This window comes from Janthinobacterium sp. GMG2, from assembly GCF_033949445.1.
GTDB lineage: Bacteria > Pseudomonadota > Gammaproteobacteria > Burkholderiales > Burkholderiaceae_D > Janthinobacterium > Janthinobacterium aestuarii.
The window spans coordinates 502,534-523,399 of sequence record NZ_JAXAWA010000004.1; the positions used below are offsets into that span (position 1 = coordinate 502,534).

Consider the following 20,866-nt stretch of genomic DNA (forward strand, 5'->3'; position numbering starts at 1 on the left):
AGCATCATGACGGTTAACGATATACCCCTAATTTCGTTCTTTCAGCGTATTCTGGACCCGCTCATCATCATGGGCACCCTGTATTTGCTGTCGCTTTTGTCCGGCACACCATTTACCGGATATTCGCTGGTGTTGATGATCCTGGCTTTTTTTATTTCATCGTCGGTGTTCCAGTATGTCGACCCCTATCGTACATGGCGCAGCGGCCGCATGCTGGCCTACGCCCGCGATGTTTTTGTCAGCTGGGCCATCACCGCCCTGATTCTGATCTTTCTTGGCTCGGCGACGGGGCTGGCGTTTCATTTTGAACGCGAACTGGTGCTGGCGTGGTTCCTGCTGACGCCATTCATATTGCTGCTCAGTCATCTTGCCGCGCGTCGCATGGTGGCCGATCCCGGCCGCGATAGCGAAGTGCGTTCGGTCGTCATCATTGGCGCCAATGATGCCAGCCTGAAGTTTGCCGCCACCGTCGAGCGTAATCCGAACCTGTTCATGAGCGTGCGCGGTTTTTTTGACGACCGCACCGATGACCGCTGGCCCGAGACGATGCGCGAACCCATGCTGGGCAAGATGGCCGATATCGCCGCCTATGTACGCGAGCACAATATCAAGATGATATTCATCAGCCAGCCCATTTCGGCCCAGCCACGTATCCGCAAGATGCTCGATGAATTGCAGGATACGACGGCGTCCGTGTATTTCCTGCCTGATATTTATATCTTCGACCTGATGCAGGCACGCTTCGACAACGTGGGTGGCATGCCGGTCATTGCCATCCGCGAATCGCCGTTCACAGGCTTTAACAGCATGGTCAAGCGCGGTAGCGATATCGTGCTGGGCCTGCTGATCCAGGTCATGCTGTTGCCAGTGATGCTGGTCATCGCCATCGCTGTCAAGATGACATCGAAGGGACCGGTGATTTTTCGCCAGCGTCGCTACGGTCTGTATGGCGAGGAGATCATTGTGTATAAATTCCGTTCCATGACTGTCAGCGAGGATGGTGACAAGGTGGTGCAGGCAACCAAGGATGACCAGCGCGTCACGCGCATCGGAGGGTTTTTGCGCCGCAGTTCACTCGATGAATTGCCACAGTTTATCAATGTGCTGCAGGGGCGTATGAGTATCGTGGGGCCGCGTCCACACGCGGTGGCACACAATGAACAGTACCGTAAGTTGATCAAGGGCTACATGTTGCGTCACAAGGTGAAGCCTGGCATCACTGGATGGGCGCAGGTGAATGGCTTGCGGGGGGAGACGGAAACCCTGGACAAGATGGAGGCGCGCATTCATTTCGACCTCGACTACCTGCGCAACTGGTCGTTATGGCTGGATCTGTGGATTATCATGCGCACGGTGAAAGTCGTGCTGAAGCGGGACAATGCTCATTGAATGAAGTGCTCAAGCAACACTGTATGGAATTTGTTTTGCGCCAGATCAATACGCGTTAAAATGAAGCAAGCATTCGAAGTGCGGGTCCATGGCCCGCACAGGCAAACCAGGCGGTAATGCAAAGAATATATGAGACAGGCGCGACAACATCATGTGAAGGCAGGTGGCGACGCGTGTTGCTCCCGATGCCATACCAGGCCAGCTTGGCCTGCGCTTGGCTTTACCCACAAGCCTGTGTTTCTTCATGTAGCGCCTCAGATTACGGCCCCATCTTCGCCGGTCCTGGGCGGTAGCGCGATACGACAGCGCTCCCGCAAAAAACTACAATCGTACCAAGCGCAAGAAATGCTATCTTGTTAAAGCTTTGCGCTGACGATAAACGTTTCTTATATCTAAGTTTTCGTGGAAACAGTTGTTTTTAAACCTTCTTAATGGATTTTTAAGCAAATAATTCCCGACGACTCTTGTACATTGTGTATCATATTTATAATATTGACAATTATGTGGTCAAGCGGCATAATTTCGCGGGAAATTTGTGTTTTTTGCCAATATTTTCGTGTGTAAATATTGTTTCAATGTTTATCGTTGGCGGCATCCGATTTCCTTACCTGAACTGAAGGAGCAATTTTGAACCATACGCACCACACACGTTTGATCACGCCCATCTCCACATTTTCCCCGCGTTTGCTGTGTGCGGGCTTGTTCTTGCTCACAGCGGTCAGCTTGTCTGCTTGTGGCGGCAAGGAAAAAAAACCTGGCCAGGCTCTGGCCAGCGTGAACGGTGAGGAAGTGACCGTGTTGCAGCTGAATGAAGAATTGCAACGCGCCAATATTCAAGCTGCTCAGCAAGAAGTAGCCAGCAAGCAGCTGCTGGAATCCCTGATCGACCGTCAGTTACTGCTGAATGAAGCCGTCAAGGAGAAATTGGATCGTGATCCGAAAGTGGTGCAGGCCGTCGAGCGCGCCAAGGCGCTGATTATTGCGCAAGCGTATATGCAAAAACGCATCGGTACCATCGCGCGGCCGACAAAAGAGGAAGTGGAAGACTACTTCAACAAGAATCCGCAGTTTTTCAGCCAGCGCAAGCAGTTTGACATGCGCGAGCTGGTGATTGCCAGCGCCGACATGAATGATCAGCTCAAAGCCGCGATGGACGCAGCCAAGTCGCTGGATGACGTGGCAGCCTGGCTGGAGAGCAACAAGGTCAAGTATGCACGTACGCAATTGTCACGTACCAGCGCCGACCTGGCACCGGAACTGACCGCGAAATTGCTGGCGATGCCGAAAGGGCAGTTGTTCATCATTCGCGAAGGCGACCGCACGCTGCTGATCTCGCTGGCAGACATTCGTGATAACCCGGCCACTCTGGCGCAGGCGGCACCGCAGATCGAACAATTCCTGTTCAATAAAAAGAACAAGGATACTGCCGATGCCGAACTGAAACGCCTGCGTGCCGCTGCCAAGGTCGAGTATCTGAACAAGGACGCGGACAGCAAGCCGGCAGCCAGCGCCCCTGTGGTGGCTGCACCTGCACCGGCCAGTGTTCCCCTGCCAGTCGCACCAGTGCCGGCGGCGTCCGCTTCCACGGAAGCTAATGAGCGTGGCGTTGCCGGGTTGAAGTAAATCGCGGCTTTTTTTTGGTTATTAATTTATTATTGAAATGAGCGAATCATGAAACGACTTTCGATGTGGTGTATGGCGCTCCTGCTGACGCTGAGCGCCGGATTCGCCGGCGCGGCCGACGTGTTGCTGGGCGCTGGTGATGTATTAAAGATTTCTGTGTACGGCAATCCTGACTTGGCACTCGAGACGCGCGTGAGCGAAGCCGGTGAAATTACTTTTCCACTGATAGGCAATGTGGCGCTCGGCGGCTTGTCCGTCTCGGCCGCGGAAAAGAAAATCGGCGGATTGCTTGAAAGCGGTAATTTCCTGCGCAAGGCGCAAGTGAACATCATTGTCACGTCCTTGCAAAGCCAGCAGGTATCCGTGCTGGGGCAGGTAAATCGCCCTGGCCGCTATCCGATCGAAGGCAAGCGCAGCATGATGGATTTGCTGGCGATGGCCGGCGGTATCGGTGCTGAAGGGGGCGATACGGTTAGCCTGATCCGTAAACGGGGTGGCAAGTCGACCAAGGAAGATATCGACATCATCGACATGGTGCGCAACGCGAACTTGAACCGGGACTTTGATTTGGCCGGCAACGACGTCATTTATGTTGAGCGCGCGCCGCGTTTCTACATTTATGGCGAAGTGCAGCGCCCCGGCGCCTTTCGTCTGGAACGCAGCATGACTGTGTTGCAAGCCCTGTCGGTCGGCGGTGGCCTGACGCCGCGTGGTACCGAGCGCAACATGCGCATCAAGCGCCGCGACGCGAACGGGGTGATGCAGGTGATCACGGCCAAGCACGACGATTTGCTGCAGGTGGACGATGTCGTCTATGTGCAGGAAAGTCTGTTCTGACCCACGACCATCGCAGGGCTTTCACGGCGGTACGGCTGGCATTTTTAGAGAGTTGAGAGTTAGATTATGAATTTTTCCCAAATTTTACTGATTCTGCGAGCGCGTATGCGGATCGTGGTGATCACGTTGCTGATCACTGTGGCGACGACGTTGTTGGTCAGTTTGCTGCTGCCGAAGACATATCAGGCAACTAGTTCGCTGGTGCTCAATTACAAGGGTGTCGATCCGTTGACCGGCCTGACCATGCCTGGCCAGCTGTTGCCTGGTTATATGGCCACGCAAATTGACATTATCAGCAGCAAAAATGTGGCCTTGCGCGTCGTTGATAGCTTGGGCCTGGCCCAGAGTCCGGCCGTTATTGAACAGTTCCGCCAGGCGACCGAGGGCAAGGGTACAGTACGCGACTGGCTTGCCGACCTGTTGCTGAAAAAACTCGAAGTGGTACCGTCGCGCGAAAGCAGCGTGGTCGATATCAGCTTTAAGGGGGCGGATCCGCAATTTGTTGCAGCCATTGCCAACGCTTTTGCGGATGAATACCAGAAGATCAATATTCAGCTCAAAGTTGATCCGATGAAAAAGGCGGCTTTGTATTTCGACTCGCAGATCAAGCTCTTGCGTGACAACGTGGAAGTGGCACAAAGCAAATTGTCCAAGTATCAGCAAGACAATGGCATTGTCAGTCTGGATAATCGCCTGGACGTGGAATCAAACCGCCTCAATGATCTGTCCGCGCAACTCGTCGTTGCACAGGGACAGTCCATGGAAGCAATGTCGCGCCAAAATATGGCAGCGGGTAGCCGGTTTGCCGATTCGCCGGATGTTGCTTCGAATCCTTTGATACAGAACCTGAAAATTGGCTTGGGCAACGCTGAGTCCAAGTTTGCCGAGGTGTCGCAGCGTTTGAGCAGCAATCATCCACAATACCTGAGCGCCAAGGCTGAGGTGGAGAAACTGCGCGCCGATTTGCGTGAGCAAATGGCGGTCGCTTCGCGTAGCGTCGGTAACAACGCGCAGATATTCCAGCAACGCGAAGGCGCTATCCGTGCGGCCATGCAGGCTCAGAAGACACGCGTGCTGGAATTAAACCGGACTCGCGATGAAATGAATGTGCTGAGCAAGGACGTTGAAAATGCCCAGCGCGCGTTTGATATCGCTTCCCAGCGTTTTTCGCAAACCCGCATCGAAGGACAGTCCGACCAATCCGATGTGGCCGTGCTCAATCCCGCCGCGGCGCCAATCGAGCCATCGGGACCAAGGGTGCTACTCAATACAATGCTGTCGTTCTTCCTAGGAACCATGCTGGGCCTGGGCCTGGCAATGCTGGCGGAAATGTTGGACCGCCGCGTGCGCTCCGACAGTGATTTGTCCGAGAGCGCGCAAATTCCCGTGTTGGGCGTCATCGACTGGAATGGCAAACCACGCAAGCGTTTCGGTTTGTTCAAATCGCTTGCTCCACGCCGCCTTCGCTTAAATTAGGATTTTTATGGATACAACGTTGAACCATACGGCAATGACAGCCCCCGCGCCCGCCGCGGCTCCAGGACGCGGTGATTCGAGCATCGGCCGTCTGCTGCTGGAATCGGGCAAGATCACGCCTGAAAATGCCGAGCGCGTCCTGCGCATGCAGAAGGAGCTGGGTATCCGCTTTGGCGAAGCTGCATTGCGTTTGGGCTTGATTACCGAAGCCGATATCCAGCAAGTGCTGGCGCAGCAATTCGATTACCCGTATCTGCAACCGGGCGAGGCCAAATTTTCCAACAAGCTGGTGGCGGCCTATGAGCCTTTCAGCCGGCAGGTGGAAACCTTGCGCGCCGTGCGCAGCCAGCTGATGCTGCGCTGGTTCTCAAGGGGCAACAAGTCGCTTGTCATCGCCAGTATCGACCCAGGCGATGGCGCCAGCCTGTTTGCCGCCAACCTGGCCGTGGTATTTTCCCAGTTGGGCGAAAATACGCTGCTGGTCGATGCCAACTTGCGCCAGCCCAGCCAACATGAAATCTTTGACCTGAAGGGCAAGCAGGGCTTGTCCGACGTGCTTGCCGGCCGCGCCGATCTGCATGCGGTGGCGAAGGTCGAATCGTTTGTCTCCCTGTCAGTGCTGGGTGCTGGCACACTGCCGCCGAATCCGCAAGAATTGTTAAGCCGCTCGTCCTTCGGCGGACTGGTTACCCAGCTCGAGACGCAGCACGACATCGTGCTGTACGACGCGTCTGCCTTTACCGCAGGCGCAGATGCGCTGGCCGTCGCCGGACGCGCGCACGGTGTGTTGCTGGTGGTGCGCAAGAATAAGACCTTGCTCGATGACGTAGCCGCGGTTGGCGAGCAGCTGGCCAATTCTGGCGCAGAGCTTGTGGGCTCTGTCCTGGTTGACTTCTGATGGCACGCGATATCCTGCCCTGGCCCGTTGCGCCGCTCACCGGCTTGCGCCTGGCATTGCCGGAATGGTGGCCTGTGCTTTTGGGCCTAGCCTGCCTGTTCATTCCTACTTTCTACACGCTGTTTACGGGTATGTGGACCACGGAAGAGCAAGCGCATGGACCGATCATCCTCTTCCTGTCGCTGTGGCTGGGCTATCGCACTTGGCCGGCCGTGCTCGCCGCGCCTGTCAAACCGTCCGCAGCCGGCTGGCCGCTGGCCGTGCTGGCGATGCTGCTGTACATCGTTGGCCGTTCGCAGCAGATCACGGCCTTCGAGATCCTGTCCTTCATTCTGGCGCTGGCAGCCGTCCTGCTGATAAAACGGGGTACACGCGCGTTGGCGCTACTGTGGTTTCCCTTCTTTTTCATGCTGTTTATGGTCCCGCTTCCCGGACCACTGGTGAGCATGCTGACGATGCCGATGAAGATGGCGGTATCCTATGTAACCGAGCACTTGCTGTTCCTGGCCGGCTATCCGATTGCCCGTAGTGGCGTGATTCTTCAGATCGGTCAATACCAGTTGCTCGTGGCTGATGCGTGCGCAGGTTTGCAAACCTTGCTGACACTTGAAGCGCTGGGCCTGTTCTATCTGAATCTGGTACGTCATACCTCGGCGTTCCGCAATGTGATGCTGGCCCTGCTTATCATTCCGATTTCGTTCTCTGCGAACGTTATCCGCGTCATCGTCTTGTGCCTGATTACCTATTATTTCGGTGATGCCGCAGGGCAGGGTTTTCTGCATGGTTTTGCCGGCATGGTGCTGTTCCTCACTGCGCTGATGCTGATATTGAGCATGGATTCCTTTTTGCAATGGATTGTCAAGAAGCGTGCGGCCAAGACCGGCCGCAGCGCCGGGAGCGAGCAATGATCACCAAACCCCTTTCCGTCAGCCTGATCCTGTGTGCATTGATGCTGGCCTCGGCTGGCATGACGAAAGCCTTGACGCCAACGGCCAAGCAGGCCGATTCGCAGCCGCGCTTCAACCTGGACGCTATGATCCCCACCCGCTTTGCGGAATGGCAGGTCGACACCAGCATGGTGCCCCTCAAACTCGATCCTGAAGTGCAAGCAAAGCTCGACAAGCTGTATAACCAAACTGTTACTCGTACATACGTCAATCGCGATGGCAGCCGAGTCATGCTGTCGATTGCCTATGGCGGTGATCAGAGCGAAGGCCTGGGCCTGCATCGTCCCGAGGTGTGCTATGCGGCGCAGGGATTTTCGGTAGAGTCGGACAAGGTGGAGGATTTGGGCACCGCCTTTGGCCGTCTGCCTGTCAAGCGCCTGATGGCGGTAAACGGCGAACGTCATGAACCTATCAGTTACTGGATTACCATCGGTGACGAACTCATCAAACCCGGTATCGGACAGAAACTGACTCAGATTCGCCTGGGGTTGACGGGAACCGTCCCCGATGGCATGTTGGTGCGAGTGTCTTCCATCGGTACAGATACGGCTGTTGGCTATCGCCTGCAGGATAAGTTTGTGAATGATCTGTTGAATTCAGTGAACCAGGAAACGCGTACCAGACTGATAGGCGCACCCGGTGTTTAGACGAGGGAAACCATCATGAAATTTGCGTTTGGAATCCGGCGTGCTGCAGCACCGGCGGCGCGCAAGCGTGCGCGCTCGTCCGCGTCGCGCGGTGCGCCAGTTCTGCTATTTTTTGTCATCGTAATTCTGGCTCTTTTCATGGGCGCCATCATCGGCCTGGATTCGCCTGTGCTCGTCACCCTGTTCGGTGGCGCCATTTTTGTTGCTCTGGTTTTTTTCATGCTGAACGCCTACCAGCTACTGCTGGCGGTCTTCGTGCTGACTTTCCTTGTACAGGGGTCGGCAGTGTATTTCCTTAGCAATCGGCAAGCGCCCTGGGTCGTGGTCGGCCTGACGGGATTGTTTGCGTTGCGTGCCTTGATGGAGCTGATGTTCTCGCGGACGGGCAAGGTCAAGCCGGATACGGGCACAGCCGATACGGGCGTGATGGTGTCGCTTCTGGTGTATGCCATGTGTTTCTGCGCCAGCACGGTGCTGAACCGTCCCTCGACGGCGCAGCTGATCGTTGCCATAAAGTCTTCCTGGCCCATGTTCGGGCTGCTGCTGGCCTTCGCCTGGGGGCGATGGCATCCAGAGCGCTTGAGCCGTCTATGGTGGATACTCATTGTGGTGGCGATGGTGCAGTTGCCAGTCACGATATATCAGCATTTCTTTATTTCCAGCGGACGCACGTTTGCCGCGCATGACGCTGTGGTCGGCACGTTTGGCGGCAATCCCCTGGGCGGCGGTAATAGCGCGCTTCTGGTCATGTTTGTCATTGCCGTGATGAGCTATAGCCTGGCGCTGTGGAACCGCGGCCTGATGACGGGCATGCGCGCCGGCCTCATTTGTGCCGTGTGCCTGGCAGTGATTTTGCTGGGCGAAGTGAAGGCTGCTTTTATCTGGATGCCTATCGCGCTGTTTTTTGTACTGCGCAAGCGCATCATGAAGAACTTACTGACCCTCATCTGGTATGGCTTGCTTGCCGTGGTGCTGGGCGGTACGATTTACCTAACCTATAACGCTCTTTACTGGGGCAAGCAGCTCGATAGCCAGCACACGCTCAGCGGTAAGCTGAAGGCCGGGGGCGGTTATTTCTTCGATCCGAACAGCGTCAGCTATGAAACGGGTGAGGTCGGGCGCGGCGCCTCGATTGCGATCTGGGCGCAGGATCATCTGGCTACCACACCAACTCGCCTGATCGGCTATGGTCCCGGTGCGGTCAAATCCGGTCCTGGCCTGGGCGCTGGGCCGCTGTATCAACGTTTTGCACCACTGCACGTCGATTCGATTGCCATTTCCGTCTTGCTGTGGGACTTGGGGCTGGTCGGATGCCTGGCATATGTCTCGATGATGTTGTTCGGTATCCGCGCCGGATGGCGCTATGTCAAGGAGGCGCGCGGCAGCCCGCTGCAGATGGCGATCGTGGAAACGTCCACCGGCTTGCTGGTGCTGTTCGCCTCCCTGCTGATTTATAACCGTACCCTGATGGACGACCCGGGTAGCCAGCTATTGTTCGTTTTCTGTCTGTCTTGCATCTTGCAGATCGTGCGTTTTGGCGCCCAGAGCGATGCGCCGCCGCAATTGCACGGCGTGCAAGCAATCCCGCACGGTAGGGCATGGGACAAGCCGCGGCACGTGGCGGCTGTGAGTGCGCCGCATGGCTGAGAGTCCATATCACGCTGCGCGGGTGATATTGCAGGCAAAGTGGTTCGCGATAGCAAAGATAGGCGTGGCACTGGCCGCCTTGTGGTTCCAGTTTGTGCTGATACGCAATCTCAGTGTGGCCGACTATGTGTCGTTTACGATCTTTACGGCTGCCAACGGCTTACTGGTCTTCGCTACCATGTTTGGCATGGACCGGGTCGTTTATCGCTTCATGCCTCCGCTGCGCGAGGCTATGCGCTGGCGCGAGATGCTGCTGCTGATGGCCGGCTTGATCGGTGTGCGCCAGTTGGTGGTCTTGCTGTTGCTGTTGCTCTTCTGGGGCGCGGGCCAGCTGATCCTGCCTGTGCCCATCTTGGCGGAAGTGCGCTTGATGTCGGTGCAATACGCGCTGTTCGCCGTAGCCACGGCGTTTACGGATACCTTCGCCATCTTCTGCAATAGCCTGGGGCAGCAGGGGCGACAGGCTATGTTGCAGACCAGTATGACCTTTCTGCGTATTGCCGTCATTATCGGCTGGCTGGCATGGCACGGTGCGCTCGATGCCTTCATGGTGGCCGACGTCATGATCATTACGGAAAGCCTGCTCGCCGCCACCATGCTGGCGGTGCTGGCGCGGGAGTTTTTTGCCTTGCGCGGCAAGGCGCCAGCGGCGGGCCCACTGGTCTTTGGCTTTACCTGGAAAATGCTGATCGGCGACAGTCTCGGCACGCAAATGACGTATATGCTGAGCTTGCCATTCCGTGGTGGCTTGCTGAAGCTCATTGTTGGTGCCATTGCCACACCGGTGGCGACAGCTTCCTTCGGTTTCTTTCAGACGATCGCCGACCGCGCATATCAGTTCATGCCGATTTTCATGATGAAGGGGATGATTGAGCCGGCGCTGGCCAGCGATTTTGCCGTGCGCGGCGACTTTGCCCGTATCCGGCTAATGGTCTCGCTGCTGATCCGGCTGAACTTTGTCATTCTCGGGCTTGGCATGGCGATCCTGCTTGGTTGTGGCGTGCCGCTGGTCGACTGGATGACGCATGGACGCTATGGTTCTGAAAGCTGGATCGCCATCATGCTGTTGCTGCAACTGGGCGCCATGACCTTGGGCGAGGCGCTGTGGATCGGGCTGAATCCTATCGGCCGCATCGGACCACATAATCGCATCTGGATATGGGTTTCCATGGTTTGCTACGCAGCGATCGGCCTGGCCGCCTGGCTGCGCAATATTCCGTTGCTGATCGTGGTCAGCGCCATTCCTTATCTGCTCGTGTTCGCTACTCTGCGCTGGATTCAGCGTGAACCGCTCCTGCTCGGCGGCCTGGGCATGGGCGCTATCGTGCGCCTGGCCGTGCCGGTAGCGGCTGCCGCCATGACGGCGCGCCTGGCCTGCTGGTTACTGGCGGCCTGGCCGGTATGGGGTGTGTTGACGGCTGTTGTCGGCAGCGTGTTAGTTTATTATCTGGTATTGCGTAAGATGTCTTTGTTTTATCGTGATGAAGTCGACAGCGTCTCCACCGTGTCGCCGCGCCTGGCGCGTATGTTCATGCTTATTTCGGCCAGGTGAGCCCGGGGGCGATATTGTCCCGGCAGCTTGTTGTTGAACTGGAGAATGAATGAAAATAGCTTATTTGATTCTGGCGCACGACCAGCCGGCCTTGTTTGCGCGCCTGGCTGGCGCGCTGGCTGGCGCGGATGCGCGTCTTTTTGCACATATCGATGCTAAGGCCGATGCCGCGCCGTTTCGCGCCGCCGTGTCCGCGCACCCTGTGCATTTCGTGGCGGCGCCGGTGAGCGTGAACTGGGGCGGGTATTCCCAGGTCGCGGCTATGTTGAGCTTGCTACAACTGGCCGCGCAACATGGACCCCACGATTATTATGTTTTCCTCAGCGGACGCGATTATCCACTGCGTAGCCAGCGAGCAATCAGCGCTCACTTGGCTGCCAGCGGAGGCAAAAGCTACATGAATTTTTATGCATTGACGGATGGTGTCGATTTTGTCGACAAAGTGCGCCGCTACTGCTATTACGATATCTATGCCCGCCTGCCTGGCCGTTGGCTGCAACGCGTGGCCAATCGTATGGTGCGCGACATCAGCAATGCCTTACCCGCACGTACCTTTATATCCGGCATGCAGCCGTATCGCGGCTCCACTTCATGGTGCCTGTCGCAGTCCGTCGTGGCCTACCTGCTGGCCTTTGTCGCCGATCCCGCCAATCAGGCCTATCTGAAATTCTTCCACTCGGTCAATTGCGCGGACGAGATTTTTTTCCAGACCATCGTCCTTAATTCACCATGGGCGGCCACCTTGGAAAATTTCGAGGAGGATGTGCTGAGGCGCATGCCTGGCGACATGAAAAACGAAAATAAAGTGTCCCTGCATTACATAGACTGGAATCCCGCGCGTGAAGATCCTGCCGTCTTTGATGCCAGCGATTTTCCGGCGCTGGCCACATCGGGAAAATTTTTTGCGCGTAAATTCGATATCGTCAAATCAGCCGCCGTGCTCGACATGCTTGATGCCGCGCGCCGCGCGCATAGCGAAGAAAACTGAGATGCCGAACTCGCCGCAGAACGTTGCCAAGCTCGCCATATGTGCGTGTAGCCCGCATTAATACTCACTCTTCCTGCTTTGTTTCGTTTTTGCCACAGCCCTGTGCATGCCGCTAAAGCGGCGGCAGCGGCAGCCTTTTCGAACTTGTGGAACGGGAATATTTGAGGTAGCTTGTAAGCTGTCTCAGAGGAAATAAACGTATCTCCGGCTTGTCATTATTGTTTGTACATAGTTGCCCTAGGATGGTTGTTACGCATAAAAACATCTAATCCGTCAGCACTATTGCTATATCTCAAATTAACATAATCGTGGATCAACGTTTCTTACTCTGGCGAGGCAATTGAGCTATTGAGACGTGGTCCGGCCGACAGGCTTGGACCGGGTCCATCCTATTTTTGTTGTTCCGGAGGTTATGAAATGAAACCCGCTAAAATCATACTGCACTGCGCATTGTTAGGATTAATACCAGCCTGCGGTCAAGTGCATGCGGATTGGGCGCAGGCGGTCACGCCCCTTGAGATAAAAACGGTGCCGGAGAATAATCTCATCCAGCCACAGAATCCCCCTACATTTTCCTGGTCGCGTAATCCGAAGAACCCGGCCGCGTATGTGCTGGAGCTGAAACTGAATGGTACTGTCGTGCGTACGTTTACCAGTTCCCGCAGTTGGTACCTGCCCTCGAAGGCGCTGCCGTTGGGCGAGTACACGTGGCGTGTGCGTCCATCGACTACTACCGAGTGGTCTTCCGAGCGCAAGTTTGTCATCAATGCGGCTTCGGTTGTATATGAAGTGCCGGAGAACGCTGACTTGCGCGCGCGCGCGCTGATGAAGACGCGTCCGCGCGGCTTGCAGACGGGCCTGCCGCTGGTAAAAAACTGGGATACCACCCTGAGCGCTCAGCGCGGGGCCGCCGTTACCCAACTGACTAAGGAAGTTGTCTGGAATATTACCGCGCTCCCGCTCATCAGCGACGCCAACTGGCCACTCGATACGACGACGGTGATTACCGCCGCTGCGGCGGCGCAAGTGGCCGATATCCGGAAGCAGCTCAATATGCGCACCCGGCAACTTGAATCGACAGTCTTGCTGTACCGTTTGACGGGCGAGGAACGTTTCCTGGTCGAGGCGCTCAAGCGTGGTGACGAACTGGCCGGCTTCAATCCAATCGGGCCGACGAATTACAGCAAGCAGGATCAAGCGCCTTTCGCCATCGCCTCTTCGCTTATTCGCGCCTTTGATACCTTGGGCAGCAATCTCGACGACACGCGTCGTGTGAAATGGCTGCGGTCGGTGACGGCGTATGGCAATCAGATTTATGCCGACTTGTCTCAGGACAATGGACGCAACGACCAGTATCCGTACGACTCGCATGCGATCAGTAATACTGCAGGATTGGCGCTGATTTCGATTCTCGCTCTGGGCGACATACCAGCCGCCAATGCCTGGTTCGATTTCTCGTTCCGTTCATACGTCAGTTCGCTGAGCGTGTGGAGCGGCCCGGAGGGCGGTTTTGCCAATGGCACGGCGTATGGCGAGTTTGCGGTCGATTTGTACATGCAGGTGTGGCAACCGACAGCGCAGGCGATGAATGTCAACCTGTATGCCAAACCTTGGTCGCAGGGTTTCCTGAACTTCTTCATGTATTTCGTCCCGCCTGGCGCGCAGACGCACGTCTTCGGCGACGGCCATGAAGTGGCACCAACGGCTAAGATCATGCGGGCATACGCATCAAACTTTGCCACACCGGAGGCAGCCTGGTATGTGAAGAACATGCCAGCCGCCGACGATGCGCTGACTTTGCTCAAGGCATATTACCCTTTGCCCGCGACGACAGTGGCACCGCAGGCGCCGACAGTCAGCGCGGTCATGCTGCCCAGTATCGGCTGGAGCGCCATGCATAGCAGCATGGCTGATCCCGCGCGCACTTCCGTGTACTTCAAGTCGAGTCCTTATGGCTCCTACAACCATAGCCACGGAGACCAGAACAGTTTTGTTATAACCAGTGCGGGTGTGCCGCTGCTGGCAGAGGGCGGCTGGTACGATTACTATGGCTCCCCCCTGTGGAGTTCCTGGTACCGCCAGACCAAGGCGCACAACGGCCTGACTTTTGACGGTGGTATCGGACAGACCATTGACGGTGGCAATGTCGCCATGATCACCAATAACGGCAAAATCACCGCCTTTGCCACCACCCGTGGCCTCGATTACGTCGAGGGTGATGCCACGGCGGCGTACGGTGGAAAGCTGACCTCGGCCATCCGCAAGCTGTGGTACGTACGTGATACAGATTCCGTTGTGGTCTATGACAAGGCGAAGTCAGCCACGGCACGCACGTGGGAGTGGAATATGCACGCCATGGCGCCGATCGTGACGGCAGCCGACGGTAGTGTATCGATCACCAACAAGGGACGCACGGCATGCATTCGCCCTCTGATCACCAACGGCGTACGCTTTGAGAAGCGCACCGGTGTGCCACTCATGCCTGGCCGCGTGGAGGATCAGGCAGTGTTTGTCTCCACCGCCAAGTCGACCAGCGGCGAGTTCCTGGTGTTGATCGACGTGGGGTGCAAGAATCCGGCCGTATCGCTGACCAGCGGAGCTACAGGAAGGACCTTGAAAGTGGGGCCTCAGACTATGATTGTGCCGAACTAGGTGCGATTGGGGGAGGCTGCGCGCAAGCGGCTGGCCAGGCCGCGGTAGCATGTTGCCAGTGCTGCGGACAGCACGCGATAGCTGCGTTGCCGCTCGATGTAGGCTATTCCTGCGTTTGCCTTCTGCCGCGCCGCGCTGCTGTCATCGAGAACGTCGGCCAGTGCCGCGGCCAGCGCTTCCGGCGTACTGGCGCTCAGCCAGCCGGCGCCGCTGTCGTTCAGTACCTGGGCCTGGTCGGGGCTGTCATTGCCGACGGCAGGCATACCCAGGGCCAGGTATTCCAGCAGCTTGGTGGGCGAGCTGACATCGAACAGAGCGCCGCGTGGGATATACGATACTGCGACATCGGCGCCCAGCAGCAAGGGCAGGGCGCAAGTGCTGTCGAGCCAGCCCGTCATGTGTATGGCGTCTTCCAGGTTCAAGTTGCGTGCATGGATACGCAACAGTTCAATGTCGGATGGCGTCGGCGAACTGCCGATCAGCAGCAGGCGTGCCGCCGGATGGCGCTGCCGTACGATCACTAGCGCATCGAGCAGCTCTTCGATGCGGCGCGAACGGTCCAGCGTGCCAAGATAGGCGATTACCGGAAGCGCTTCCCATTGCGCAAGGCGGCGCGGGGTAATGGCGTGCGCGCGCAGCGTTTCCGTGTCCACGCCCATTGGCACGGCCGTCAGTTTGCCAGCCTCGATGCCGCGCGCGATCATTAGCTGTTTCATGGCCTCGCTTTGCACAAAGACATGGTCGGCATGTGCCAGAACAATCTTGTAAAACAGCACTTTTTCAACTAAACCCTTCCACAAGGCTAGCCGGTAATGCAGGCTTCCCGGCCGTCGCGCCAATTCGGCACGCGAGCGCTCGATACGTCCATCGCACATGAGAAACGATACCCAGTACGTGAAGGGAATACCCTTAACGCGGGCAATAAGCATGCTGAGTAAACCAATGGACACCATATCCCTGACCTGGATGACATCGCATCGCGCGGACGCGGCGCGCCATACTTTGCTCAGGCACAGGGCCAGGAACGCCAACTCCTGGCGCCAGCGGCGCGCATGTCTCGCCGGCGTGCTGTGCGAGACGAAACCGTCCGGCGTACCGCTGCCGTCGCCTGGCTTGCCGACGATATCGCAATACACCTGATGACGTGGCAGATACTTGCCGAACAGCGTGGAAACGTCGGCACGGTATGAGGGCAGCGGTTCCGGGACCAGTTGTAAAATATGCAGCGTCTGCGAAGGAGTCAATTTTTACTTTCATTAAGTAGCGCACGTCGATACGCTGAATGTTGCTATTGCCAAATGGTTTTGCACGCGATGGCGAACACACGTAAGCTTGCGCAGTGTGCAACGATACAAAGAATTCAAGTGTACTAGAAATGTTTTCCTGGATGTTGTGTATAATATGCATCAATATTGTTTTATTGATACTCAGTTATGCGAAAGAAAATGCGCATGACACCGTCGTGCCAGGTGGGCGTTCCCGCGCACGGCGGCCTTGAATTGACAGGCGAAAGCATGATTAAAGTATTCCGCATCGCCGCTTGGCTGCATCACCTTGGCCTTCCCCTGATCCCGCGTTGTCTGTATGTACTCAACCGCCTGTTGTTTGCCGTGGTATTGCCGCCCGGTGCCGTGGTGGGAAGGGACGTGCGTTTCGCCTATAGCGGCCTGGGTATTGTGGTGCATGCGCGCGCGCGTATTGGCGACCGCGTCAAGATAGCGCAAAATGTCACGATAGGTGGGCGAGCCGGGCACTTTGCAGTCCCCGTCATCGAAGACGATGTCGAGATTGGTGCCGGTGCCTGCATACTCGGCCCCGTTGTGATCGGGCGCGGCGCGCGCATCGGCGCAAATGCCGTGGTGCTGGATCACGTCGCCCCTGGTGCCATCGCGGTGGGTGTGCCGGCGCGCTCCAAGCCTCCGAAAGGTGCGCCCCATGCGTAATTCAGCTTGGCAATACGTTGCCGCTGCACCCATCCACGGGCGCACCTTCCATTCCAGCACGGGTATCTGATGGCTGCGACCAAGGAATTTCATTTGCCGTCGCTCGACGGTTTGCGGGCTTTTGCCGCGCTGGCGGTATTTGCCAGCCATGCTGGCTTGGGACATGTGGTGCCAGGTGGCTTTGGCGTCACCGTGTTTTTTTTCCTCAGCGGGTATCTCATTACTACTTTGTTGCGGCGTGAGCTCGAGCAGCGAGGAGACATCAATTTCCGCCACTTTTACCTGCGTCGCATCTACCGCATCCTGCCACCCATGTACCTGGTGCTGTTCGCCATCCTGATTCTGTGCCTGACCGGCGTGATTGCACATAGCGTGACGGCAGGCGGCCTGCTGGCGCAAATCCTGCAGGTTACCAATTATTATCTACTCTACGCGGACTCTCCTGGCGTCGTGCCTTTCACTGGCATTTTTTGGTCGCTGGCAGTGGAGGAACATTTTTACCTGCTCTTCCCCCTGCTGTTTGTCTTTTGCATGCGGCGCTGGAGCCGGCATAGCGTGGCGGGGATCTTTCTCGCGCTTTGCGTACTGGTGCTGGCCTGGCGTTGCGCGCTGGTTTTCCTGCTCGAGGCGGAGCCGGCGCGCACCTACCTTGCCAGTGATACCCGCATGGATAGCCTGTTGTTTGGCTGCATCATGGGTGTATGGCGTAATCCGGCGTTGGACGCCCAGGTGTTTTTCAAGTCGGCCTGGGCCAACGCATTGCTGCTGGCGGGGGCCGTGGGCGTGCTGGTCTTTGCTTTCCTCTACCGCGACGCGGCGTTTCGCGAGACGGCGCGCTATACCGTGCAGGGCCTGGCCCTGTTCCCCGTCTTCTGGCTGGCCGTCAGATATCCGGGCTGGCCGGTGTTTCGCGTGCTGAACTGGCGCCCCGTGCGCCTCCTGGGCGTGATCTCCTATGTGTTCTATCTGTCGCACCTGTTCTGGATGTATTGCGGCCATATGATTTTTGGCGAACGCCCGCTTGCCGCCGGCCTGTGCGGTCTGACGCTTACGATCATGTTTTCCTACGTCGTGCACCTCGTGGTGGAGCTGCCGTTTGCGCGTTTGCGGCGCAAGTTGCACGAATGAGCGCGATAGCTGGAAAGCCCTCCGATTTTCTACGTTTCTTCTGTTAGGCGAATGAAAAAAATTATCATGATAGGCACGTCCTTCGACACCATGGGGGGTATCTCCGCAGTGGTCAATGTGTACCGTTCGGCAGGCTTGTTCGAACGCTATCCTGTCGAGTATATCGCCACGCATTGCGATGGCAGCGCTTTTGCCAAGCTGCGTATGGCTGTCTCTGCCCTAGGGCGCTTTCTGGTGCTGCTGTGCAGTGGCCGAGTCGGGCTGCTGCATATGCATGTCTCATCGCGCGCCAGTTTCTGGCGCAAGATGCCGTTCTTCCTGCTCGCTACCCTTTGCCGCCGGCCGACCATCGTACATGTGCACAGCGGCGCCTTTCATCTGTTTTACGAGCGTTGCGGCGGCGTGGGGAAAGCGCTTATCCGCCATGTATTCGACCGCGCGTCGCGTGTCGTGGTGTTGTCCGAAATGTGGAAGGAGTGGGTGCACAGCATCAGCCGCAATGGGCACGTCGTCGCCATCTATAATCCCGTGATGTTGCCGCCGTTGCACACGCGGGACGAGGCGGCACAGGGCAGCACGGTATTGATGCTGGGGCGGCTGGGCAAACCGAAGGGTACCTACGACCTGCTCGAGGCGGCACGCGGCGTGTGCGATGAGTTTCCCTCCATGCAATTGGCGCTGGGTGGTGACGGAGAGCATGACAAGGTCGTGGCCGCTGCGGCGCAAATGGGCATCGGCAGCCATGTACATCTGCTGGGCTGGATCACCGGGGCCGACAAGGAACAGGCGTTGCGCAAGGCGCGAATTTATGTGCTGCCATCTTATAACGAAGGTTTACCCATGAGCGTGTTGGAGGCGATGGCCGCCGGACTGCCCGTCATTTCGACGCCTGTCGGCGGCATTCCCGAAGCCATCAGCGAAGGAGTTGAAGGCTTCCTCGTGCCGCCTGGCGACGTGGCTCTGCTGACTCAGCGTTTACGCCTGCTGCTTGCCAACGCGCCACTCGCGCACAGTATGGGCCTGGCTGGACGCGCCAAGATCGAGCGCCAGTTTTCCGCCGCCGCGATCGTGCCGCACATCGAAGCCCTGTATCGCGCTCTTGGTGCGCAGCCCGGGAGTACCGCGCCATGACGACGCTTGCCTGGAAACTGAACCGTGTCAGATTGATGGGAGCCGCTGAAATCATATGGCGTGTCCAGCAAATCGCGCAAAAGAAAGCGGCTAAATATGGCCTGGGCCTGGTGTCAAAGGCGCCCGCCCCACGTTTTCCTGTCGCCGAGCGACATTTCATCGAGGAAGGCAACCTGCCGGACACTACTGCGCTGATGGCCGCCGCCGAGCGCATCCTTGCCGGGCGCTGGCGGGTTTTTGCCTTGCATGACGCGGCACTGGGGTTTCCGCCGGAATGGAACCGCGATCCGAAGACGGCGACCTTGGCCCCCATGATAATCGGCAAGGCAATTGATTATCGTAGCGAAGCAGTAGTGGGCGATATCAAATACTTGTGGGAGCCCAGCCGTCACCTGGAACTGGCCACCCTTGCCCTGGCAGCGCGCGCCAGCGGCGATGTGCGCTATGCCCAGGCGGCGCGCGCACTGCTTGAGTCGTGGCTGGCGCAGTGCCCCTATCCGCTGGGCGTACATTGGACCAGTTCGCTGGAACTGGCGGTGCGCCTGCTGAACTGGAGCGTTGCATGGCAGCTGCTTGGTGGCGCAGACTCGCTTTTGTTTCAAGATGCAGAGGGCCAGGCTTTCCAGCGCCGCTGGCTCGATGCCATTTACCAGCATTGCCATTTCATTGTCGGCTATTTCTCACGCCATTCCTCTGCGAACAACCATTTGCTGGGCGAGTACATGGGGCTGTATATCGCCAGCGTGACTTGGCCTTGCTGGCCGGAAAGCAAGCGCTGGCACCGGGTGGCCAAGGCCGGCCTGGAAGACGAGGCACTCAAGCAGAACTTTGCCGATGGCGTGAACAAGGAACAGGCCGTGTATTACCAGCACGAGGTAATGGATATGCTGATCCTGTGCCAGCGCGCCGCCAGCGCGCACGGAGATACGTTCTCCGCCGCCTATCTGCAGCGCCTGGAGCGTTTGGCAGACTTCATCTGTTCCATGATGGATGCCGGCGGTAATGTGCCTATGACGGGCGATGCCGACGATGCGCAAATGGTGCGGTTGTCGTATGAGGCGGGCTGGAATCCCTACCGCTCGCTGCTGGCCAGCTGTGCCGTGTTGTTTGGCCGCGCCGACTTCAAGCGCAAGGCCGGCCATTTTGACGACAAGAACCGCTGGCTGTTCGGTGTGGCGGGTTTGCGACAGTGGCAGGCGCTCGACGCCAGCGGGGCCGAAGCGCCCGTCATGGCGTTTCCCGAAGGCGGCTATTTCCTGCTTGGCAGCGGCTTCGGTACGCCCGATGAGGTGCGCCTGGTGGCCGATTGCGCACCGCTCGGCTATCTGTCCATTGCCGCGCATGGGCATGCCGATGCGCTGGCATTTACCCTCTCCGTGAGCGGGGAAGAGTTGCTCACCGATCCAGGCACCTACGCCTATCACACGCAAAAAAAATGGCGCGACTACTTCCGCAGCACGCCCGCGCATAACACGGTAGCCGTCGACGGCCTGGACCAGTCTGAAATCGGCGGCAATTTCATGTGGCTGAAAAAAGCCAATGCGCGCATGATTGCCCATGAAACGGATTCCGAAGTGCAAGTTTTCGAGGGCGAGCACGATGGCTACGGCCGCCTGGCCGATCCCGTGCTGCACCGGCGTCGTATCGAGTTCAACTTTAATAATAAATGCATTGTTGTAAAAGACATATTACAATGTACAAATGTACATGATATTTCCGTGCATTGGCAGTTCGGCGACCACTGCGTGGTGACCGTTGACGAGGGGCAATTGCGGGCACAGGGATTGCGGTCCGGATTGCACATGCGCTGTTCGCATGGAACGCTGGACGTATTGCGCGGTAGCGATACACCGCCTGGCGGGTGGATATCGCGCCGCTTCGACGAGAAATCACCGATTGCCAGTGCCGCCTGGCGCATGAGGGTGCAGGGAACAACTGAAATCGTGACGCACATCGAGCTGATGCCGCAGGCGTCGCCGGCTGATTCGCCGGCTAATTATTAAGGGAG

At 57.5% G+C, this 20,866-nt stretch carries 16 protein-coding genes; 15 read left to right on the forward strand and 1 reads right to left on the reverse strand.

What is annotated here, in order from left to right:
• Nucleotides 1–6 precede the first annotated feature (6 nt).
• The 11 genes from SKZ59_RS18045 to SKZ59_RS18095 all read left to right on the forward strand — a co-directional run bounded on the left by SKZ59_RS18045 (nucleotide 7) and on the right by SKZ59_RS18095 (nucleotide 14,656).
• On the forward strand, nucleotides 7–1,389 hold the full coding sequence (locus tag SKZ59_RS18045; RefSeq protein ID WP_219329190.1) for an undecaprenyl-phosphate glucose phosphotransferase: 1,383 nt from the start codon (nucleotides 7–9) through the stop codon (nucleotides 1,387–1,389).
• 627 nt (nucleotides 1,390–2,016) lie between these two features.
• Complete coding sequence (locus SKZ59_RS18050) at nucleotides 2,017–3,012, forward strand: EpsD family peptidyl-prolyl cis-trans isomerase (RefSeq protein ID WP_319992531.1); 996 nt, start codon at nucleotides 2,017–2,019, stop codon at nucleotides 3,010–3,012.
• Between the two features lie 48 nt (nucleotides 3,013–3,060).
• Complete coding sequence (epsE, locus tag SKZ59_RS18055; RefSeq protein WP_219329189.1) at nucleotides 3,061–3,849, forward strand: polysaccharide export protein EpsE; 789 nt, start codon at nucleotides 3,061–3,063, stop codon at nucleotides 3,847–3,849.
• Between the two features lie 66 nt (nucleotides 3,850–3,915).
• The gene (gene epsF / locus SKZ59_RS18060; RefSeq protein ID WP_219329188.1) at nucleotides 3,916–5,325 is read left to right on the forward strand and encodes a chain length determinant protein EpsF; all 1,410 of its coding nucleotides are present in this window, start codon (nucleotides 3,916–3,918) and stop codon (nucleotides 5,323–5,325) included.
• Nucleotides 5,326–5,332: 7 nt separating this feature from the next.
• A complete protein-coding gene (gene epsG / locus SKZ59_RS18065) occupies nucleotides 5,333–6,223 on the forward strand; it encodes a chain length determinant protein tyrosine kinase EpsG (protein ID WP_219329187.1) in 891 nt (296 codons plus the stop codon).
• Nucleotides 6,223–7,131, forward strand: coding sequence for an exosortase B (gene xrtB, locus SKZ59_RS18070; protein ID WP_219329186.1), 909 nt, complete (start codon nucleotides 6,223–6,225; stop codon nucleotides 7,129–7,131). Before epsG ends, xrtB begins: the two co-directional genes overlap by 1 nt.
• On the forward strand, nucleotides 7,128–7,817 hold the full coding sequence (gene epsI, locus SKZ59_RS18075) for an exosortase-associated protein EpsI, B-type (protein WP_219329185.1): 690 nt from the start codon (nucleotides 7,128–7,130) through the stop codon (nucleotides 7,815–7,817). Before xrtB ends, epsI begins: the two co-directional genes overlap by 4 nt.
• A 15-nt stretch (nucleotides 7,818–7,832) precedes the next feature.
• A complete protein-coding gene (locus SKZ59_RS18080) occupies nucleotides 7,833–9,464 on the forward strand; it encodes a hypothetical protein (protein ID WP_219329184.1) in 1,632 nt (543 codons plus the stop codon).
• Nucleotides 9,457–11,016, forward strand: coding sequence for a hypothetical protein (locus tag SKZ59_RS18085; protein ID WP_319992532.1), 1,560 nt, complete (start codon nucleotides 9,457–9,459; stop codon nucleotides 11,014–11,016). Before SKZ59_RS18080 ends, SKZ59_RS18085 begins: the two co-directional genes overlap by 8 nt.
• Before the next feature lie 49 nt (nucleotides 11,017–11,065).
• The gene (locus tag SKZ59_RS18090) at nucleotides 11,066–12,004 is read left to right on the forward strand and encodes a beta-1,6-N-acetylglucosaminyltransferase (RefSeq protein WP_319992533.1); all 939 of its coding nucleotides are present in this window, start codon (nucleotides 11,066–11,068) and stop codon (nucleotides 12,002–12,004) included.
• A 417-nt stretch (nucleotides 12,005–12,421) separates the two neighbouring features.
• Complete coding sequence (locus tag SKZ59_RS18095) at nucleotides 12,422–14,656, forward strand: heparinase II/III family protein (RefSeq protein ID WP_219329181.1); 2,235 nt, start codon at nucleotides 12,422–12,424, stop codon at nucleotides 14,654–14,656.
• Here SKZ59_RS18095 and SKZ59_RS18100 read toward each other — a convergent pair.
• The gene (locus SKZ59_RS18100) at nucleotides 14,653–15,900 is read right to left on the reverse strand and encodes a glycosyltransferase (protein WP_219329180.1); all 1,248 of its coding nucleotides are present in this window, start codon (nucleotides 15,898–15,900) and stop codon (nucleotides 14,653–14,655) included. The two genes, SKZ59_RS18095 and SKZ59_RS18100, sit on opposite strands and share 4 nt — an antisense overlap.
• Before the next feature lie 270 nt (nucleotides 15,901–16,170).
• On the opposite strand from SKZ59_RS18100, the gene SKZ59_RS18105 reads away from it, so the two are divergent.
• From SKZ59_RS18105 to SKZ59_RS18120, 4 genes are all read left to right on the forward strand, one after another.
• A complete protein-coding gene (locus SKZ59_RS18105; RefSeq protein WP_219329179.1) occupies nucleotides 16,171–16,599 on the forward strand; it encodes a serine O-acetyltransferase in 429 nt (142 codons plus the stop codon).
• A 93-nt stretch (nucleotides 16,600–16,692) separates the two neighbouring features.
• Nucleotides 16,693–17,727 carry an acyltransferase gene (locus tag SKZ59_RS18110; RefSeq protein WP_319992534.1) on the forward strand — a complete coding sequence of 345 codons (1,035 nt, stop codon included), beginning with the start codon at nucleotides 16,693–16,695 and terminating at the stop codon, nucleotides 17,725–17,727.
• 51 nt (nucleotides 17,728–17,778) lie between these two features.
• Nucleotides 17,779–18,858, forward strand: a complete 1,080-nt coding sequence (locus tag SKZ59_RS18115) for a glycosyltransferase family 4 protein (protein ID WP_319992535.1) — start codon at nucleotides 17,779–17,781, stop codon at nucleotides 18,856–18,858.
• Nucleotides 18,855–20,861, forward strand: coding sequence for an alginate lyase family protein (locus tag SKZ59_RS18120; protein ID WP_319992536.1), 2,007 nt, complete (start codon nucleotides 18,855–18,857; stop codon nucleotides 20,859–20,861). The genes SKZ59_RS18115 and SKZ59_RS18120 overlap by 4 nt, the downstream gene beginning before the upstream one ends.
• The last annotated feature ends 5 nt before the right edge of the window (nucleotides 20,862–20,866 follow it).

Excerpts from the sequence above, each read along its gene's own strand:
- SKZ59_RS18105 (WP_219329179.1), top strand. The coding sequence starts at position 16,171 with ATGATTAAAGTATTCCGCATCGCCGCTTGGCTGCATCACCTTGGCCTT.
- epsI (WP_219329185.1), top strand. The coding sequence starts at position 7,128 with ATGATCACCAAACCCCTTTCCGTCAGCCTGATCCTGTGTGCATTGATG.
- SKZ59_RS18095 (WP_219329181.1), top strand. The coding sequence starts at position 12,422 with ATGAAACCCGCTAAAATCATACTGCACTGCGCATTGTTAGGATTAATA.
- SKZ59_RS18080 (WP_219329184.1), top strand. The coding sequence starts at position 7,833 with ATGAAATTTGCGTTTGGAATCCGGCGTGCTGCAGCACCGGCGGCGCGC.
- SKZ59_RS18115 (WP_319992535.1), top strand. The coding sequence starts at position 17,779 with ATGAAAAAAATTATCATGATAGGCACGTCCTTCGACACCATGGGGGGT.
- SKZ59_RS18085 (WP_319992532.1), top strand. The coding sequence starts at position 9,457 with ATGGCTGAGAGTCCATATCACGCTGCGCGGGTGATATTGCAGGCAAAG.
- epsE (WP_219329189.1), top strand. The coding sequence starts at position 3,061 with ATGAAACGACTTTCGATGTGGTGTATGGCGCTCCTGCTGACGCTGAGC.
- epsG (WP_219329187.1), top strand. The coding sequence starts at position 5,333 with ATGGATACAACGTTGAACCATACGGCAATGACAGCCCCCGCGCCCGCC.
- epsF (WP_219329188.1), top strand. The coding sequence starts at position 3,916 with ATGAATTTTTCCCAAATTTTACTGATTCTGCGAGCGCGTATGCGGATC.
- SKZ59_RS18090 (WP_319992533.1), top strand. The coding sequence starts at position 11,066 with ATGAAAATAGCTTATTTGATTCTGGCGCACGACCAGCCGGCCTTGTTT.
- SKZ59_RS18120 (WP_319992536.1), top strand. The coding sequence starts at position 18,855 with ATGACGACGCTTGCCTGGAAACTGAACCGTGTCAGATTGATGGGAGCC.
- xrtB (WP_219329186.1), top strand. The coding sequence starts at position 6,223 with ATGGCACGCGATATCCTGCCCTGGCCCGTTGCGCCGCTCACCGGCTTG.
- SKZ59_RS18045 (WP_219329190.1), top strand. The coding sequence starts at position 7 with ATGACGGTTAACGATATACCCCTAATTTCGTTCTTTCAGCGTATTCTG.